The 14953-nt window shown below is 63.3% G+C and carries 15 protein-coding genes and 1 riboswitch; of the genes, 14 read left to right on the forward strand and 1 reads right to left on the reverse strand.

Annotation, left to right across the window (positions count from 1 at the left end; genetic code table 11):
- Positions 1-34 precede the first annotated feature (34 nt).
- The 3 genes from JV18_RS0103385 to aguB all read left to right on the forward strand — a co-directional run bounded on the left by JV18_RS0103385 (position 35) and on the right by aguB (position 3763).
- Positions 35-1720 carry a M28 family metallopeptidase gene (locus JV18_RS0103385; protein ID WP_033073420.1) on the forward strand — a complete coding sequence of 562 codons (1686 nt, stop codon included), beginning with the start codon at positions 35-37 and terminating at the stop codon, positions 1718-1720.
- A 151-nt stretch (positions 1721-1871) separates the two neighbouring features.
- Complete coding sequence (locus tag JV18_RS0103390; RefSeq protein WP_033074889.1) at positions 1872-2855, forward strand: agmatine deiminase family protein; 984 nt, start codon at positions 1872-1874, stop codon at positions 2853-2855.
- 56 nt (positions 2856-2911) lie between these two features.
- Positions 2912-3763: an N-carbamoylputrescine amidase gene (gene aguB, locus JV18_RS0103395; RefSeq protein WP_033073421.1), complete on the forward strand. Its 852-nt coding sequence runs from the start codon at positions 2912-2914 to the stop codon at positions 3761-3763.
- Positions 3764-3778: 15 nt separating this feature from the next.
- Here aguB and JV18_RS14560 read toward each other — a convergent pair whose 3' ends face one another.
- The gene (locus JV18_RS14560) at positions 3779-4408 is read right to left on the reverse strand and encodes a PilZ domain-containing protein (RefSeq protein WP_052072041.1); all 630 of its coding nucleotides are present in this window, start codon (positions 4406-4408) and stop codon (positions 3779-3781) included.
- A gap of 297 nt (positions 4409-4705) precedes the next feature.
- Here JV18_RS14560 and cobO point away from each other — a divergent pair, with 297 nt between their 5' ends.
- From cobO to cobU, 11 genes are all read left to right on the forward strand, one after another.
- Complete coding sequence (cobO, locus tag JV18_RS0103405; protein WP_033073422.1) at positions 4706-5314, forward strand: cob(I)yrinic acid a,c-diamide adenosyltransferase; 609 nt, start codon at positions 4706-4708, stop codon at positions 5312-5314.
- An 84-nt stretch (positions 5315-5398) separates the two neighbouring features.
- Positions 5399-5584: riboswitch (cobalamin riboswitch) on the forward strand.
- Between the two features lie 144 nt (positions 5585-5728).
- On the forward strand, positions 5729-7699 hold the full coding sequence (locus JV18_RS0103410; RefSeq protein ID WP_033073423.1) for a TonB-dependent receptor plug domain-containing protein: 1971 nt from the start codon (positions 5729-5731) through the stop codon (positions 7697-7699).
- A complete protein-coding gene (locus JV18_RS14565; RefSeq protein WP_052071699.1) occupies positions 7699-8265 on the forward strand; it encodes a hypothetical protein in 567 nt (188 codons plus the stop codon). The genes JV18_RS0103410 and JV18_RS14565 overlap by 1 nt, the downstream gene beginning before the upstream one ends.
- 1 nt (position 8266) lies before the next feature.
- Complete coding sequence (locus JV18_RS0103420) at positions 8267-8677, forward strand: DUF1636 domain-containing protein (RefSeq protein WP_033073424.1); 411 nt, start codon at positions 8267-8269, stop codon at positions 8675-8677.
- The gene (gene cobT / locus JV18_RS0103425; protein WP_033073425.1) at positions 8674-9690 is read left to right on the forward strand and encodes a nicotinate-nucleotide--dimethylbenzimidazole phosphoribosyltransferase; all 1017 of its coding nucleotides are present in this window, start codon (positions 8674-8676) and stop codon (positions 9688-9690) included. The genes JV18_RS0103420 and cobT overlap by 4 nt, the downstream gene beginning before the upstream one ends.
- Positions 9687-10268: a histidine phosphatase family protein gene (locus JV18_RS0103430; RefSeq protein ID WP_033073426.1), complete on the forward strand. Its 582-nt coding sequence runs from the start codon at positions 9687-9689 to the stop codon at positions 10266-10268. The genes cobT and JV18_RS0103430 overlap by 4 nt, the downstream gene beginning before the upstream one ends.
- Positions 10265-11002 carry an adenosylcobinamide-GDP ribazoletransferase gene (locus tag JV18_RS0103435; protein ID WP_033073427.1) on the forward strand — a complete coding sequence of 246 codons (738 nt, stop codon included), beginning with the start codon at positions 10265-10267 and terminating at the stop codon, positions 11000-11002. The genes JV18_RS0103430 and JV18_RS0103435 overlap by 4 nt, the downstream gene beginning before the upstream one ends.
- Positions 10999-11979: a threonine-phosphate decarboxylase gene (locus JV18_RS0103440; protein ID WP_033073428.1), complete on the forward strand. Its 981-nt coding sequence runs from the start codon at positions 10999-11001 to the stop codon at positions 11977-11979. Before JV18_RS0103435 ends, JV18_RS0103440 begins: the two co-directional genes overlap by 4 nt.
- Complete coding sequence (gene cbiB, locus JV18_RS0103445; RefSeq protein WP_033074892.1) at positions 11972-12940, forward strand: adenosylcobinamide-phosphate synthase CbiB; 969 nt, start codon at positions 11972-11974, stop codon at positions 12938-12940. The genes JV18_RS0103440 and cbiB overlap by 8 nt, the downstream gene beginning before the upstream one ends.
- A complete protein-coding gene (locus tag JV18_RS0103450; protein WP_033073429.1) occupies positions 12925-14391 on the forward strand; it encodes a cobyric acid synthase in 1467 nt (488 codons plus the stop codon). Before cbiB ends, JV18_RS0103450 begins: the two co-directional genes overlap by 16 nt.
- Positions 14388-14915 (forward strand): bifunctional adenosylcobinamide kinase/adenosylcobinamide-phosphate guanylyltransferase, encoded by a 528-nt coding sequence (gene cobU / locus JV18_RS0103455; protein WP_033073430.1) that lies wholly within the window; start codon positions 14388-14390, stop codon positions 14913-14915. The genes JV18_RS0103450 and cobU overlap by 4 nt, the downstream gene beginning before the upstream one ends.
- The last annotated feature ends 38 nt before the right edge of the window (positions 14916-14953 follow it).

Consider the following 14953-nt stretch of genomic DNA (forward strand, 5'->3'; position numbering starts at 1 on the left):
CTTGGCTTCAAGAGAGTGAAGCCAAGGACCATTCATGTTTCGTTTCCCCAAAACCGCCGCAGCTATCGCGGCCCTGATAACTGTTGCGGCCTGCAACGCGGACCGTGACGCAGCCGACAATATTGCCGCGTCCATCCCCGAAGTCACCATTCCCGAAATTTCGCTCAAGACGATGCAGGACGTTGTCGGTGCACTCGCGTCGGACGCATTCGAAGGGCGCGCACCAGGGACGGTCGGGGAGGAGAAAACCGTTGCGTTGCTGATCGAGCGATTCAAGGCGGCGGGACTTGAGCCGGGCAATAATGGCAGCTGGACACAAGATGTCCCGCTGGTCGAAATTACCGCTGAAAATGTCTCTCCCTTGACGTTCACGGGAGGAAAGACGCCGATGTCGCTGAATTTTGGCAGCGAGTTTGTCGCAAGCAGCTACCGCGTCCAACCGGAAATTTCCGTCAAGGACAGCGATGTCGTCTTTGTCGGATATGGCATCAACGCGCCCGAGAAAGGGTGGAATGATTACTCCGGGCTGGACGTGAAGGGAAAGACCGTCGTCATCCTGGTTAATGACCCCGATTGGCAGACGGCTGAGGCCAAAGGCGAGTTTAATGGCCGGGCAATGACCTATTATGGCCGCTGGACCTATAAATATGAGGAGGCGGCGCGACAGGGAGCCGCCGCGGCGTTAATCGTGCATGACACCGAACCGGCTGCCTATGGGTGGAACGTCGTGCAGTCATCCTGGACGGGTACGCAATATCTGGCCGCTAGCGAAAATAATGGCGCCGATCAGACCGCCGCCAATGGGTGGATCCAACGCGACAAGGCGAAGCAGCTTTTTGCCAGTGCCGGGCTGGATTTTGACAAGCTGAGCACTGACGCAAAGAAAAAGGGATTCAAACCTGTCCCTTTGAGCGGCGTGAAAGCCTCGCTGTCGTTCAAGAACAAAATCGCACGCAAACAATCCAAAAATGTCGTCGGTCTGCTTCCCGGCACCCAGCGGCCCGACGAATATGTCCTTTACACAGCGCATTGGGACCATCTGGGCAAATGCGAGCCAGTTGACGGCGACGGCATTTGCAACGGTGCGATTGACAACGCTACCGGAACGGCCGCGCTTGTTGCGCTGGCGGAAGCCAATAAGAAGGCCGGTCCTGCTGACCGCAGCATGGTGTTCCTTGCGGTGACAGCCGAGGAATCGGGACTGCTCGGATCGAAATATTATGCCGAAAATCCGGTGTTTCCGCTGTCCAAGACGGTCGGCGGAGTCAATATGGATGCGCTGTCGGGCGCCGGGGCGGCCAAGGATATTGTCGTGATCGGTCGCGGCAAATCGGAACTGGAAGCCTATCTGGAAAAGGCAGTAGCGATGGACAAGCGCGTGATCGTCGATGAGCCGTCGCCGGAGAAGGGATATTATTATCGCTCTGACCATTTCAGTCTCGCCAAGCTCGGTGTGCCGATGATCTATTTCGATGGCGGGCAGGATTTGCTGGAAGGCGGTGAAGCGGCCGGAAAGGCTTGGGCCGACGCTTATACGGAAAAACGCTATCATGCGCCCTCCGATGACATGTCGGCGATCACGAGCTGGGACGGAATGATGGCCGACCTGCGTCTCTATTATGCGGTGGGCCGGATGCTGGCGATGACGACCGCCTGGCCCAATTGGAACGAGGGCGATGAATTCCGCAAGGCCCGGGACGAAAGCCGCACGGCCGCCTGATCGCGCTGAGATTCGCAGCAAAAGCAAAAGCACCCGTCATGGCCTTCCATGACGGGTGCTTTTCTTTTGCGGCACCTTGCCCGGAAACCGGCTTTGACGCATGGCGCCGCTCGTCCATTATCCGGTCGAATCAACCCAAAAGGATCCTTTCATGACCCTGTCCATGCCCGCTGAATGGGCACCACATGAAGCGGTGTGGATTGGTTTTCCCCATATGGCCGAGGAATGGTCGGGACATTTGGAGGCCGCGCGACGCGATGTCGCAGCTTTCGCCAATGCGGTTCATGATGGAGGGCGCGGCGAAGAGGTGCTTCTGGTGGTCAATGACGCAGCGCAGGCGGATATCGCCGTAAAGCTGGTCCATCCCGGCGTGCGCATTCTGATCCAGCCACTGGGCGACATATGGCTACGTGATACCGGCCCGCTGATCGTCGGGAAGGGCGCGACGCGGCGCGCGCGCAATTTCCAGTTCAACTGGTGGGGTGAGAAATTTGTCATGCCCGGCGACAAGGAGGTCGGGGCCGCACTGGCGGATGAATCCGGCTTGCCTGTAGACGATGTGGATTGGGTGCTGGAAGGCGGCGCTATTGATGTCGATGGTGAAGGCCTTGGCGTGACCACCGAGGAATGTTTGCTCAATCCCAACCGCAACCCGACGCTGACGCGCGAGGATATAGAGGAAGGCTTGCGCCAATCGCTGGGAATCGAACGGCTGTTGTGGCTGGGGCACGGCTTGAGCGGCGATCATACCGACGGCCATGTCGATAATCTGGCTCGTTTCGTGGGTAAGGGGCGATTGGCCCTTCCCATCCCCGCAGACAAGCACGACCCCAATGCCGAGATTTACGCTGATGCACAGAAAAGAGCCAAAGCTTTTGGCGGAATCGAGATTGTCGACCTGCCATCTCCCGGCGCGGTTGAAATCGATGGGGAGCTGGTCGCAGCCAGCTATATGAACTTCTATATCGGCAACAGCGTGATTGTTGTCCCTACATATGGCGTGGCCAACGATGGGACGGCGGTGGACGCGCTTGGGACCTTTTTTCCCGATCGCAGGGCCATTGGCGTTCCGGCGCGCGGGATCATCGCAGGCGGCGGCAGCTTTCATTGTTCGAGCCAGCAACTCCCGGCCTAGCATCCCGGAGGGGCCGCCCTATATTCTCTCGCCCTCACTTCTTTTCGGAATCCGCCATGACCCGCACTATCACCGTCGCCGCGCTGCAACTCCCCCTTCCCGGCCCAACGGAACCCAATATCGAAAAGGTTGCCATATTGGTGGAGGCTGCTGCAGCCAAAGGGGCACAGATCATCCTGCCGCCCGAACTATTTGAAGGCCCCTATTTCTGTCAGGTTGAGCAAGAAGAATTATTCGCAAACGCGCAGCCGACGGCAGAACATCCGAGCGTCGTCGCGATGCAGGAATTGGCCGAAAAGCTGAAGGTAGCAATCCCCACGAGCTTTTTCGAAAAGGATGGGCCGCATTATTACAACACGCTCGCGATGATCGGTCCCGATGGCGAAATCATCGGAACCTATCGCAAAAGCCATATCCCCGACGGCCCGGGTTATGAAGAAAAATATTATTTCCGCCCAGGGAATACGGGCTTCAAAACCTGGGATGTGTTTGGCACCCGCATCGGTGTGGGGGTGTGTTGGGATCAATGGTATCCCGAATGCGCGCGGGCAATGGCGCTGATGGGCGCGGAACTGCTTTTCTATCCCACCGCCATCGGCAGCGAACCTTATGACGCCGACCTCGACACCAGCCGCATGTGGCGGCGCGCCATGCAGGGTCATGCGGTATCCAACTGTATGCCGGTGATTGCCGCCAACCGGATTGGCACGGAAGGCGATGCGAATTTTTACGGCCACAGCTTTATCAGCGACGAATGGGGCGATCTGACCCAGCAATTTGGCGCGGGCGAGACCGGCGTCTTGGTCGAAACGATCGATCTGGACCGCGCCGCCAGGCACCGGGCCGGCATGGGCTTTTTCCGCGACCGCCGCCCGCAGCTTTACGGACGGCTGGTCGAAGACATCTGAGCGGCGGCCGCGCCGTTATTCGTCGTAAAAGCGGCGGATGCTTTCGAGGTCGGTGCGGTCGAGCGGCTGGGTTAGCCAGAGGCCGCCCTGGGTATCGCGCGACCAGCGGATGATCGCCTTGCGCCGGATGGTGTCGGTGAGGATAAGCTCAACCTCCTTCGCGACGGGCAAATGTCCGTCGTGAACGAAACCTGCGCCATTTTGCGAAAGATTGATCAGCTCGATTTCGCTCGCCTGATTATCGACGACAAGCTTTGCCCGCTTGCGAACCGGCAGGCGCGGCTGGCGATAGCCGGTAGCGCGCTGTTCGGCGGCAAGCTGTTTCAGCGTTTCGGCGACATCGACTTCGGCGTCAAAGGCAACGCCGCAGCGTCCCTCCTTGGCCCAGACAACCTTGCCGCTGACCACCACCGTATCGGAAAGGGCGATGCTGAGATGTTCCCCAACGGTGATCGGGACATCAGCGGCAAGCATCAATCCGCGGTTCGACATGTTGCGCACTCGCCACAGACCGACATCGGCTTCGCGCGTGACCTTGGCGATACGCCAGACGGTACGATAGCGGTCGCCGCTGCGCCGTTCCTGCGCGGGCGGGATGGTTTCGGGACGATAAGGGTCTGCGTTGGGGGGGGACGCATCATTCATGGCATGATCCTCATGCAAGGCGGCAATGGAGCGCAGGGAAGGGATGATCGGCAAATGGCTGTGACAAAGCCCAACTCATTGCTTCACGTCCTTCCACGACGGTCCTGATCGGTCCGGCGGACAGGATTTTTCGCCGACCACACCGCCTTCCGGGGGGAAAGGATGCTGACCCACTATGATTAATTTTCTCATCCTGTCCAATATAACGGTGCTACAACGGTGACATTAAATGTTAAAATGGGCCTATTCGCATATCGTTAATGTCGCAATGCTTTTGCGCCCATATTCGGAATAAAAATGAAAAATCGTTCGGAAATTCAGCACCATGACCGCATGAAGAAAGTGCAGGCGGCCCAAGCGCGCAAGCTGGCGCGCAAGACGGTCGAGAAAGGGTTAATCATCGTCCATAGTGGAAATGGTAAAGGGAAAAGCTCTGCCGCTTTCGGCCTGGCAATCCGCGCAATGGGACATGGAATGAAGGTGGGCGTGGTGCAGTTCATCAAGGGCGCGATGACCACCGGCGAGAAGGCGATGTTCGATCAGTTTCCCGCGCTGGTCGAGTTCAAGCCGATGGGCGAGGGCTTCACCTGGGATACGCAGGACCGCGCCCGCGACATGGCGGTCGCGGCCGCTGCATGGGAAGAAGTGAAGCGCATGATCGCCGATCCCTCCTATGCCATGGTGATTGCCGATGAGCTTAATATCGTGCTGCGATATGATTATCTGCCGCTCGATGACGTGCTGGAAACCCTGGCCGCCAAGCCCGCCATGAAACATGTCGTCATCACCGGACGCCATGCACCGGAGGCACTGATCGACGCCGCCGATCTGGTGACGGAGATGCGACTGGTGAAGCATCCCTTTCGCGAACAAAATGTGAAGGCGCAGGCAGGAATCGAATTCTAGCCTGTCGCCCCTCGTTGCTGCCGAGTCCCCTTTTTCTTCCTCCTATTGCAACGCAGCAATTGACCGGATGGGGCGGTTCGATGTAACGCCCCGCCCGCGACAGGTTCCCCCATCGGGGGGATTAAAAGGGAACGGGAAAAACCCGGCTGCCCCTGCAACTGTATGCGGCGAGCCCCAGGCCAGACGCCATTGGACCCGAAAGGGACCGAGAAGGCGGCCCGGCGGCGCTGACCCGCAAGCCAGGAGACCTGCCCGTCGCCGTCGTCTTTCGCGCGGACAGGGTGTGCCGGGCGAACGGGGGTGAACCCGCATGACGACAGGTTTGGTCGCCCTAGGGCGGAGTGAATGAGGTGTGCCCATGACAGGCCGCAGCATCAGCTTCGCGCGTGGGCGCCTTTGTCGATAGGGTATCAAATGCTGCGTAATATCATCTGCAATTCCGTCTCGCTCGGCGCCCTTGCACTGAGCTTTCCTGTGTTGGCGCAGGACGGGAGCGCCATGTCCACCACCAGTTCGGTCGTTGCCGCGGCTACCGATTCGATCATCGTCACAGCGACGCGCACGCCGGTCGATGTTGACGAGATTCCCGCATCGATCGCGGTCCTCGACAAGGCCGCCATCGACCGGGCGCAGGATCTGGGGGTGACCGAATTGCTGCTGCGCACCCCCGGCGTCTCCTATTCACGCAACGGCGGCTATGGCACGGCGACCTCGCTGCGCATCCGCGGCGCCGAAGCAGAACATACGGTCGCGGTGATCGACGGGGTGAAGCTCAACGATCCCTCCTCGACCGCGGGCGGTTATAATTTCGCCAATCTGATGGTCGGCGATATCGACCGGATCGAAATATTGCGCGGGCCGCAGTCGATCCTGTGGGGCAGTCAGGCGATTGGCGGGGTCGTCAATATTGTCACCGCTTCGCCCGAAAAATCGCTGGAGGGCAGTTTCGACATTGAAGCCGGATCGCGCGAGACGGTCAGCGCCCGCGCCGCCATCGGCGGACGGACCGGGCCCCTCGCCTGGCGCGTCGGCGCGCAGCATTTCACCACCGAAGGCATTTCGGCGCTTCGTCCCGAATTCGGCGGCGGCGAACGCGATGGCTATCGCAACAGCAATGTGTCGGGGCGCGCCGAACTCGCGCTGACGGAGAATGTGAGCGTCGATCTGCGAGGCTATTATGCCAAGGGCCGCAATGAATTTGACGGCTTCATGGGCGACAGCGCCGACTATGGCATCAACCGCGAATTTGTGGGCTATGCGGGGTTGAATTTCGACCTGCTCTCGGGGCGTTTCCGCAATCGCATCGCTTATGCCTATACCGATACCAACCGCGACCATTTCAACCCTGACCGCGAACGCCAGCGCAGCTATGAGGCCGATGGCCGCAACAAGCGCTGGGAATATCAGGGTGTGTTCGACCTCGCCGATGCGGTGACCGCGACCTTTGGGCTGGAAAATGAGCGTTCGTCTTTCAAGAGCCGTTCGCCTTCGGCCTCGGCCGCGACGCCGCTTCCGCCCTTTTCGCGGGGCGAGGCGGAAATCACCAGCCTCTATGGCCAACTCAGCGTTCAGCCGCTGGACGGCCTGACGCTGACAGGCGGGGTGCGCCATGACGACCATGAACGCTATGGCGGCAAGGCGCTGTTCGCAGCGGGCGGCGCTTGGCAGCTGGGCACCGGCACGATCCTGCGCGCAAGCTACGGCGAGGGCTTCAAGGCGCCGTCGCTTTATCAGCTGTTCAGCGATTATGGGAATGTCACGCTGGACCCCGAAAGGGCGCATGGCTGGGAAGCGGGGGTAGAGCAGCGGCTGCTCGACGACCGCCTCTCGCTTGGCGCTTCCTGGTTTGACCGGACGACCACCAACCAGATCATCTACAATGGCTGTGCGCCCGGCAGCAGCGATCCGCTCTGCTTTGTACCCGGCGATCCGACGACGCCGCGCTGGGGCTATTATCTGAACCTTGCGCGCAGCGAAGCGCATGGGATCGAGGCGATCGCGGCGCTGAACATCGGCAGGCTATTGCTGGACGGCAATTATAGCTGGGTCGTGGCCGAGGACCGCTCCGCGGGCTCCGCGACGGAGGGCAATTGGCTGCCGCGCCGCCCGCGCCACAGCGCCAATGCTTCGGCCAGTTATGAACTGCCCTTTGGTCTGACCCTGGGCGCGGCGGTGCGCTGGTCGGGGAAGAGCTATGACAATGCCAGCAATGCCCGCAAGCTCGATGCCTATACACTGGTTGATCTGCGCGCTGAATATCGGTTGGCCGAGGAGGCTGAACTCTTCGCCCGGGTCGAGAATTTGTTCGACCAGGATTATATGACGACCTATCGCTACGGCACGCTCGGGCGGAGCATTTACGCCGGTATCCGGGGGCGCTTCTGATGAGGGCGCGGGCAAACGCCCCTCGCGCTGGCACCTTGTGGATAACGCTGTTCACCGGGGCGAGCACGGCGACGACGCTGCTGCTCGCCTGCGCGACGCCTTTTCCGTCGCTGGCGGCGCTGGCGGCTACGCATATGCGGTTTCGGGACGGCATGCTGCTGATGCTGCTGGCCTGGGCGGTGAGCCAGATTGTGGGCTTTGGCCTCCATGATTATCCGCGCGATTGGAGCACGCTGTGCTGGGGCGTCGGCCTTGGCACCGCTGCGCTCGCTTCGGCGGGCGGCGCCTATGCAGCGCTGCGTCATGTGCAGCTTCGCTCGATGGCGGCGCGATTGGCGGTGGCTTATGGCGCGGCTTTTGTCGCGTTCAAACTGGTCGTCGCGGCCTGGGCGCTGGTGCTGGGCGGGCTGGAGATCACGCTGGCGCCGGAATTGCTGCTGAAACAGGGATTGCGCAACGGGGCGATATTGATCGGCCTGTTCCTGCTTTACCGGACGCTCGTCGCGGCGGGGGTCCCGGCGCTTCCCCGCCCCTCCCCTTTGGTCATCAGGGCGGCGGCGGCTTGATATGCTGACGCCCGTCGAACCGGGACCGGCGGTGGTGGTGTGCAATAGCTGCCGCCACCGCCCGGACGCGCGCCACGACGATCAGGGGCAGAGCGGCGGGCAGCGCCTGTTCGACGCGCTATGCCGGGTCAAAGATGAGATGGCCGCGAGCGCGGAGGTCGCGATACAGCAGATGCCCTGCCTCTTTGCCTGCGGGGAGGCTTGCACCATTCATCTGCGCGCACCGGGGAAAATCGGCTATATTCTGGGGCGCTTCAACGGCGATGAGGAAGGCTCCGCGCGCGCGATTATGGACTATGCGGTCCATTATGCTGCAAGCGCGGAGGGGCGCGTTCCCTATGGGGACTGGCCCGAAGGCATCAAGGGGCATTTCATCGCGCGCGTGCCCCCACCGGGCTTTGTCGCCGAATGACCGCCTTTCCCACCCCGGCGGCCTTTGCAGCCGCACTTTCGGAACTGCCCGCGCCCGATGGGCATGCCCGCGCAGCGGCAGCCGCGCGGCAAGCAGAGCTTACCAAACCGCAGGGGTCGCTGGGGCGGTTGGAAGAAATCGCCCTGTTTTTCGCAGGATGGCGGGGCATTGCGCGCCCGCGCATCCATAAGGGTCGGGCGGCCATTTTCGCGGGCAATCACGGTGTGACGCGCCACGGCGTCAGCGCTTTCCCGCCTGCCGTTACCGCGCAGATGGTCGCCAACTTTGAGGCCGGGGGCGCGGCGATCAACGCGCTGGCCCGCGCCGCCGATCTCGAACTGAAAGTCGTTGCGCTCGACCTCGATCGTCCGACCGCCGATTTCAGCGAAGAAGCGGCGATGAGCGAAGCGGAGTGCCTCGCCGCCATCAATGCGGGCGCCGCAGTTGTCGAGCCAGACCTCGACCTCATCCTGTTGGGCGAAATGGGGATCGGCAACTCAACCGCCGCCGCTGCGCTGTGCGCCCGAAGCTTTGGCGGCGATGCCGCGCAGTGGGTTGGCCCCGGCACCGGCGTCGACACCGAAGGGCTAACGCGAAAAAGCGCCGTAATCGACCGCGCGCTGGCACTGCATGGGACCGCGCCACCCTCCCCCTTTGAAACATTGCGCCGTCTGGGTGGCCGCGAAATTGCGGCCATTGCCGGGGCGGCGTTGCGCGCGCGACAATTGAGAGTGCCCGTCATCCTCGACGGCTTCATCTGTTCCTCGGCGCTCGCCCCGCTCGCCGCCGCGCACGCTGCAATTACCCACCATTGTCTCGCGGGCCATTGTTCCGCCGAGCCGGGACACCGGCGCCTGCTCGACCATTTGCGACTGACACCACTGCTGACGCTCGATATGCGGCTGGGCGAAGGGAGCGGCGGCGCCGTGGCGGTGAATGTGATCCGTGCTGCGCTCGCAGCGCATGACGAAATGGCGACCTTTTCCGAGGCTGCCGTGGCATCCGGCCTGTGAAGCCCTTCGCGCTCCATTTGCTGCGGCACGGGGCGCCCGAAGTGCCGGGACTGATGCTCGGCCATAGCGATATGGCGCCGACCAGCGATGGCATTGCTGCTTGCGCCGCGCAGGTGGGCGATCTCCACTTTGAACGGATCTTGAGTTCCGACCTGGCCCGCTGCCGCCGCGCCGCCGAGCATATCGGGGCGGCGCATCATGTGGAGGCCATCATCGACCCGCGCTGGCGCGAGATGAACTTCGGCGCATGGGACGGACAGTCCGCAACCGCTCTGGACCCCGCCTTGCTTGAACGATTTTGGGCCGACCCCGATGACAGCCCGCCGCCGGAGGGTGAAAGCTGGTCGGCGCTTGTCGGGCGCGTCTCGGCGGCGCTGGCGGAACTGGCAGAGCAAGCCCCCGTGCCAACGCTGGTCGTCACCCACGCCGGCGCCATTCGCGCGGCGTTGCATCAGCTTTGCGGCTTCCCGCTGAAAAGCCTCTGGTCCTTTTCCCTGCCCTATGGCGCGCTCATCTCGCTGACTATCTGGCCCGACGGCGATCGGACAGATACGCAGATCGAAAGACTGCAGCCATGAAAGGGCTGATCGTCGCGATCCAGTTTCTGACCCGGTTGCCCACGCCGCACTTGTCGGTCTCGGGCGAAGAGTTTGCCGCATCCATGCGCTGGTTTCCCGCCGTCGGCCTGATCGTCGGGTCTCTGGTGGCCTGCGGCGGCTGGGCGGGCGCGCGGATCGACCCATGGACGGGGGCGCTGGTCGCGCTGCTGCTGTGGGTGGGCATCACCGGGGCCTTGCACCTTGACGGACTGGGGGACGTCGCCGATGCCGCCGGGGCAGCGCATAAATGGGCGGGTGACGCCGCGCGGCTGCGTGCCGTTCTCGAGGACCCGCATATGGGGAGCTTTGGCGTTTGCACACTCATCCTGCAGCTATGCGCCAAGCTGATCTTGCTCCACAGCCTGATCGCGCTCGGTACTTCTCATGCCTATGTCGCCATCGCCCTGTCCGCGTTTGGCGCGCGCATCGGGCCGTTGGTCTGGTCGCGCTGGTTGCCCGACCTACACGAAGGGCTGGCTTCGAAATTTCGCAATGTGGTCCGCCCCATTGACCTGATCCTGTGGGGGCTGCTTCTGATCGTCGCCGCGACGGCCTCCCCGGGGTTGATGCTCCTCCCGCTTTTCCTGTTCCTGTGGGGCTGGTGGCTGATCCGCCGTCTGGGCGGCCTGTCGGGCGATGGCCATGGCGCGGGAATCGAGCTGGTGGAAACGGCGCTGCTCTTTGCAGCGCTGGTCTTCTTCCAACTCGCATGAAGCGCGAATGGACCTGGCATGGCGGCGCGCTGGAGGCGGCGAAGCGCGATTTCGGCAACCGCGATACGTCATGGATCGACCTGTCGACCGGGATCAACCCCCACGGCTGGCCGGGGGCCGCGCATCTGGACATCGACTGGCAACGCCTTCCCGAACGCGATGCGATTGCTGCGCTCGAAGCAGAGGCCGCGGCCTTTTTCGGAGTCGATCCGGGTCATGTCTGCGCCGTGCCGGGAAGCGAGATCGGGCTGAGGCTGGCGGGACGCCTGATCGGCGGCGCGGCACAGCATCTTGTTCCCGCCTATCGCACCCATGGCGAGATATTCGCCGCGAGCACCCCCGTGGAATTGGACAAAGCCAAAGCCGCGACGACCGGCGACGTGCATCTTGTCCTCGCCAATCCCAATAATCCCGACGGACGGATATTGAGGCCCGATGCGGTTGAGCGCTTGCAGCCGAAGCAGGGCTGGCTGCTGGTCGATGAAGCCTTTGCCGATTGCATGCCGGATATCAGCATCGCCGCCAGGGTCCATGACACAAGGCGGCTGGCGGTCTTTCGATCCTTTGGCAAATTTTTCGGCCTTGCCGGGGTGCGGCTGGGTTTTGTCATCGCGCCGCGTCCGCTGGTTGAGGAAATGCGCGCCTTGCTGGGGGCATGGCCCGTCTCTGCCGCCGCCGTGGCAATCGGGCGGGTGGCGTGTGCCGATGCGCGCTGGATTGCGATGACGCGCGAGCGCTTGCCGCGAGAAGCCGCGCGGCTCGATGCAATGCTGGCGCGGCACGGCTTTGCGGCGGAAGGCGCCTGTCCGCTGTTCCGGCTGGTCCGGCATGTCGAAGCCCCTGGCCTGTTCGAACGGCTCGCCCGCGCAGGGATATGGACCCGGCCTTTTGCCGAGCGCGCCGACTGGCTGCGTATCGGGCTTCCTGCCGGTGACGCGGCGTGGAACCGCCTCGATGAAGCGCTCGGCCATGGCTGAGCCGGTCGCGCTCGCCGCGATGGCGCTCGATGCCGTTTTCGGCTGGCCTGCACCGCTGTATCGGCGGATCGGTCATCCGGTCGGGCTGTTTGCGCGCTGGATCCATCGCTGCGAAGCACGCTGGAACCGGGCAAGCTATGGCAACGGGGCACGCCGCCTCTTCGGCCTTCTCACGCTGCTGATGATGCTGATTGTCGTGGGCGGTGCCGGCTGGGGTCTGCAGGCCTTGGCCGCGCGATTTCTTCCCGCGCCGCTGGGTTCGCTGGTCGTTGCGCTGCTCGCCTGGCCCGCGCTCGCACAGCGGAGCCTTTTCGACCATGTGCGCGCGGTTGCCGCGCCCTTAAGCGCTGGAGAGAGCGACAAGGCCCGCGAGGCCGTCGCGGCCATTGTCGGACGCGATACGGCACGGCTCGATGAAAGCGGGATAGCGCGCGCCGCCATCGAAAGCCTCGCCGAAAGCTTTTGCGACGGAGTTGTCGCGCCGCTGTTCTGGTTGCTGGTCGCGGGGCTTCCCGGCATATGGATTTACAAGGCGGTGAACACCGCCGACAGCCTGATCGGGCATAGAGAGCCGCGCTGGCGCGCCTTTGGCTGGGCCTCGGCGCGGCTGGATGATGGGCTGAACTTTCTGCCCGCACGGGCGGCGGCGCTGTCCCTGCTCGTCGCCAGTCTGCGTGACGGCTGGCGTGCCGGGATGCAAAGCTGGCGCGTCATGCGGCGCGATGCGCGGCGCCATGCCTCCCCCAATGCGGGCTGGCCCGAAGCGGCAATGGCAGGTGCATTGGGGGTGCGGCTGGCGGGGCCGATTGCCTATGACGGGGTAAAACTCGCCAAGCCGTGGATCGGTAGCGAAGGGCGTACGGCGCGGGGCGAAGATATCGACCGCGCGCTGCGCCTCTATATTCGCGCCTGCCTGCTGCTATGGCTGATGACGGGAGGATGGCTATGGCTGCTGGCCTGATGATACAGGGGACAGGGTCCGACGTCGGCAAATCGGTGCTGGTCGCCGGGCTGTGCCGCTTGCTCAGCAATCGCGGCCATCGGGTGCTCCCTTTCAAACCGCAGAATATGTCGAACAATGCCGCGGTCACCTGCGATGGCGGGGAAATTGGCCGTGCGCAGGCGCTGCAGGCGGTGGCGTGCCACGCAGAACCTCATAGCGACATGAACCCGGTGCTGCTGAAACCGCAAGCCGATCGCACGTCGCAACTGATTGTGCAGGGGCAGGTGCGCGGCACATTGGGCAGCGGCAATTTCAGGGAAGCGCGCGCGCCGCTGCTGGACGAGGTGATGGCGAGCTATCGCCGCCTGTCGGCGCGGTGCGATTATGTCATCGTCGAAGGCGCGGGATCGCCCGCCGAGATTAATCTGCGCGCCGGGGACATCGCCAATATGGGCTTTGCCCGCGCGGCGGGGGTTCCGGTGCTACTGGTCGGCGATATCGATCGCGGCGGCGTGATTGCCGCACTCGTCGGCACAAAGGCGGTGATCGACCCCGCGGATGCGGCGATGATCCGCGGCTTCCTGATCAACAAGTTTCGCGGCGACCCTGCGCTGTTCAGCGATGGCTATCGCGCAGTCGAAGAGCGGACGGGATGGCGCGGGCTGGGGATCGTCCCCTGGCTGCGCGCGGTGCGGCAGTTGCCGAGCGAGGATGCGGTGATCCTTGAGCGCCCCGCCGATCCGGGCGAAGGGCGACGGATCATCGCCTGCCCCATTTTGCCGCGCATCTCCAATTTCGACGATCTCGATCCATTGAAGGCCGAGCCCGGTGTCGAGCTGGTCATGGTGCCGCCGGGCCGCCCCATTCCCGCCGACGCAGCGATGATCATCCTGCCGGGGTCGAAGGCAACGATTGCTGACCTAGCGGCCTTGCGCGGCGAGGGATGGGACATCGACATAGGAGCACACCACCGGCGCGGGACGCTGATCATGGGGCTGTGCGGCGGTTATCAGATGTTGGGCCGCAGCATTGCCGATCCCGACGGGATTGAAGGCGCGGCCAGCGAAGCCGAAGGGCTGGGTCTGCTGGATATCGAGACGATGCTGACCGGCAGGAAAAGGCTTTGCCGGGTGGAGGGCGAGGCGCTGGGGGCAAAGCTGACCGGATATGAAATGCATATGGGGACAAGCCGGGGGCCAGGCTTAGAGCGCCCCTTTGTAACGCTGGCGGACGGGCGGAGCGACGGCGCGGTCGATGCGGCGGGACGGGTCATGGGAAGCTATGTCCATGGCATTTTCGCCTCCGCGGCCTTTCGCGCGGCGCTGCTGGCGCGGCTGGGCGTTGCGGGCGGGGCGCAGGATCATGCGGCGGCGGTCGATGCTGCGCTTGATACGCTGGCCGAGGAGCTGGAGCGGCATGTCGACGTCGCGGGTCTGCTGGCCATCGCCGATGGCGGGGTGGCGGGATGAGCGGGCATCGGCTGTTTGTGCTGGGTGGAGCGCGGTCGGGAAAGAGCCTTTATGCCCAGCAACGGGCCGAGGCACTGGGCGCGCCGCGCCTCCACTATATTGCGACCGCCGAGGCGTGGGATGCTGAGATGGTGGAGCGAATTGCGCAGCACCGCGCCGATCGCGGGCCGCGCTGGGCGACGGTCGAGGCGCCGCTTGAGCTGGCGGACCAGGTTGCGGCGATGGATGCTCCGGACGCGGTTTTGCTGGTCGACTGCCTGACGCTTTGGACCTCCAATCTGCTCCTCGCCGAGCGGGATGTGGAGGGTGCGGCGGAGGCGCTGTGCGATGCCCTTGCCCGCTTTTCGGGGCATATATTGCTGGTGGCCAATGAAGTGGGGCTGGGCATCGTTCCCGATAACCCCCTCGCCCGCCGCTTTCGCGATTTGGCGGGGCGGCTCAATCAGCAGGTGGCGGCGGTGGTGGATGAGGTGGTGTTTATGGCTGCCGGACTGCCGATGACGCTCAAACCAGCTGGACGATGAGAGGGTGGATGTTTGCGAAGGAAGGCTGCACCCCTTCT

Origin of the sequence: Sphingopyxis sp. MWB1 (assembly GCF_000763945.1) — a bacterium.
Lineage (GTDB): Bacteria > Pseudomonadota > Alphaproteobacteria > Sphingomonadales > Sphingomonadaceae > Sphingopyxis.

Excerpts from the sequence above, each read along its gene's own strand:
- JV18_RS0103385 (WP_033073420.1), top strand. The coding sequence starts at position 35 with ATGTTTCGTTTCCCCAAAACCGCCGCAGCTATCGCGGCCCTGATAACT.
- JV18_RS0103390 (WP_033074889.1), top strand. The coding sequence starts at position 1,872 with ATGACCCTGTCCATGCCCGCTGAATGGGCACCACATGAAGCGGTGTGG.
- aguB (WP_033073421.1), top strand. The coding sequence starts at position 2,912 with ATGACCCGCACTATCACCGTCGCCGCGCTGCAACTCCCCCTTCCCGGC.
- JV18_RS14560 (WP_052072041.1), bottom strand. The coding sequence starts at position 4,408 with ATGAATGATGCGTCCCCCCCCAACGCAGACCCTTATCGTCCCGAAACC.
- cobO (WP_033073422.1), top strand. The coding sequence starts at position 4,706 with ATGAAAAATCGTTCGGAAATTCAGCACCATGACCGCATGAAGAAAGTG.
- JV18_RS0103410 (WP_033073423.1), top strand. The coding sequence starts at position 5,729 with ATGCTGCGTAATATCATCTGCAATTCCGTCTCGCTCGGCGCCCTTGCA.
- JV18_RS14565 (WP_052071699.1), top strand. The coding sequence starts at position 7,699 with ATGAGGGCGCGGGCAAACGCCCCTCGCGCTGGCACCTTGTGGATAACG.
- JV18_RS0103420 (WP_033073424.1), top strand. The coding sequence starts at position 8,267 with ATGCTGACGCCCGTCGAACCGGGACCGGCGGTGGTGGTGTGCAATAGC.
- cobT (WP_033073425.1), top strand. The coding sequence starts at position 8,674 with ATGACCGCCTTTCCCACCCCGGCGGCCTTTGCAGCCGCACTTTCGGAA.
- JV18_RS0103435 (WP_033073427.1), top strand. The coding sequence starts at position 10,265 with ATGAAAGGGCTGATCGTCGCGATCCAGTTTCTGACCCGGTTGCCCACG.
- JV18_RS0103440 (WP_033073428.1), top strand. The coding sequence starts at position 10,999 with ATGAAGCGCGAATGGACCTGGCATGGCGGCGCGCTGGAGGCGGCGAAG.
- cbiB (WP_033074892.1), top strand. The coding sequence starts at position 11,972 with ATGGCTGAGCCGGTCGCGCTCGCCGCGATGGCGCTCGATGCCGTTTTC.
- JV18_RS0103450 (WP_033073429.1), top strand. The coding sequence starts at position 12,925 with ATGGCTGCTGGCCTGATGATACAGGGGACAGGGTCCGACGTCGGCAAA.
- cobU (WP_033073430.1), top strand. The coding sequence starts at position 14,388 with ATGAGCGGGCATCGGCTGTTTGTGCTGGGTGGAGCGCGGTCGGGAAAG.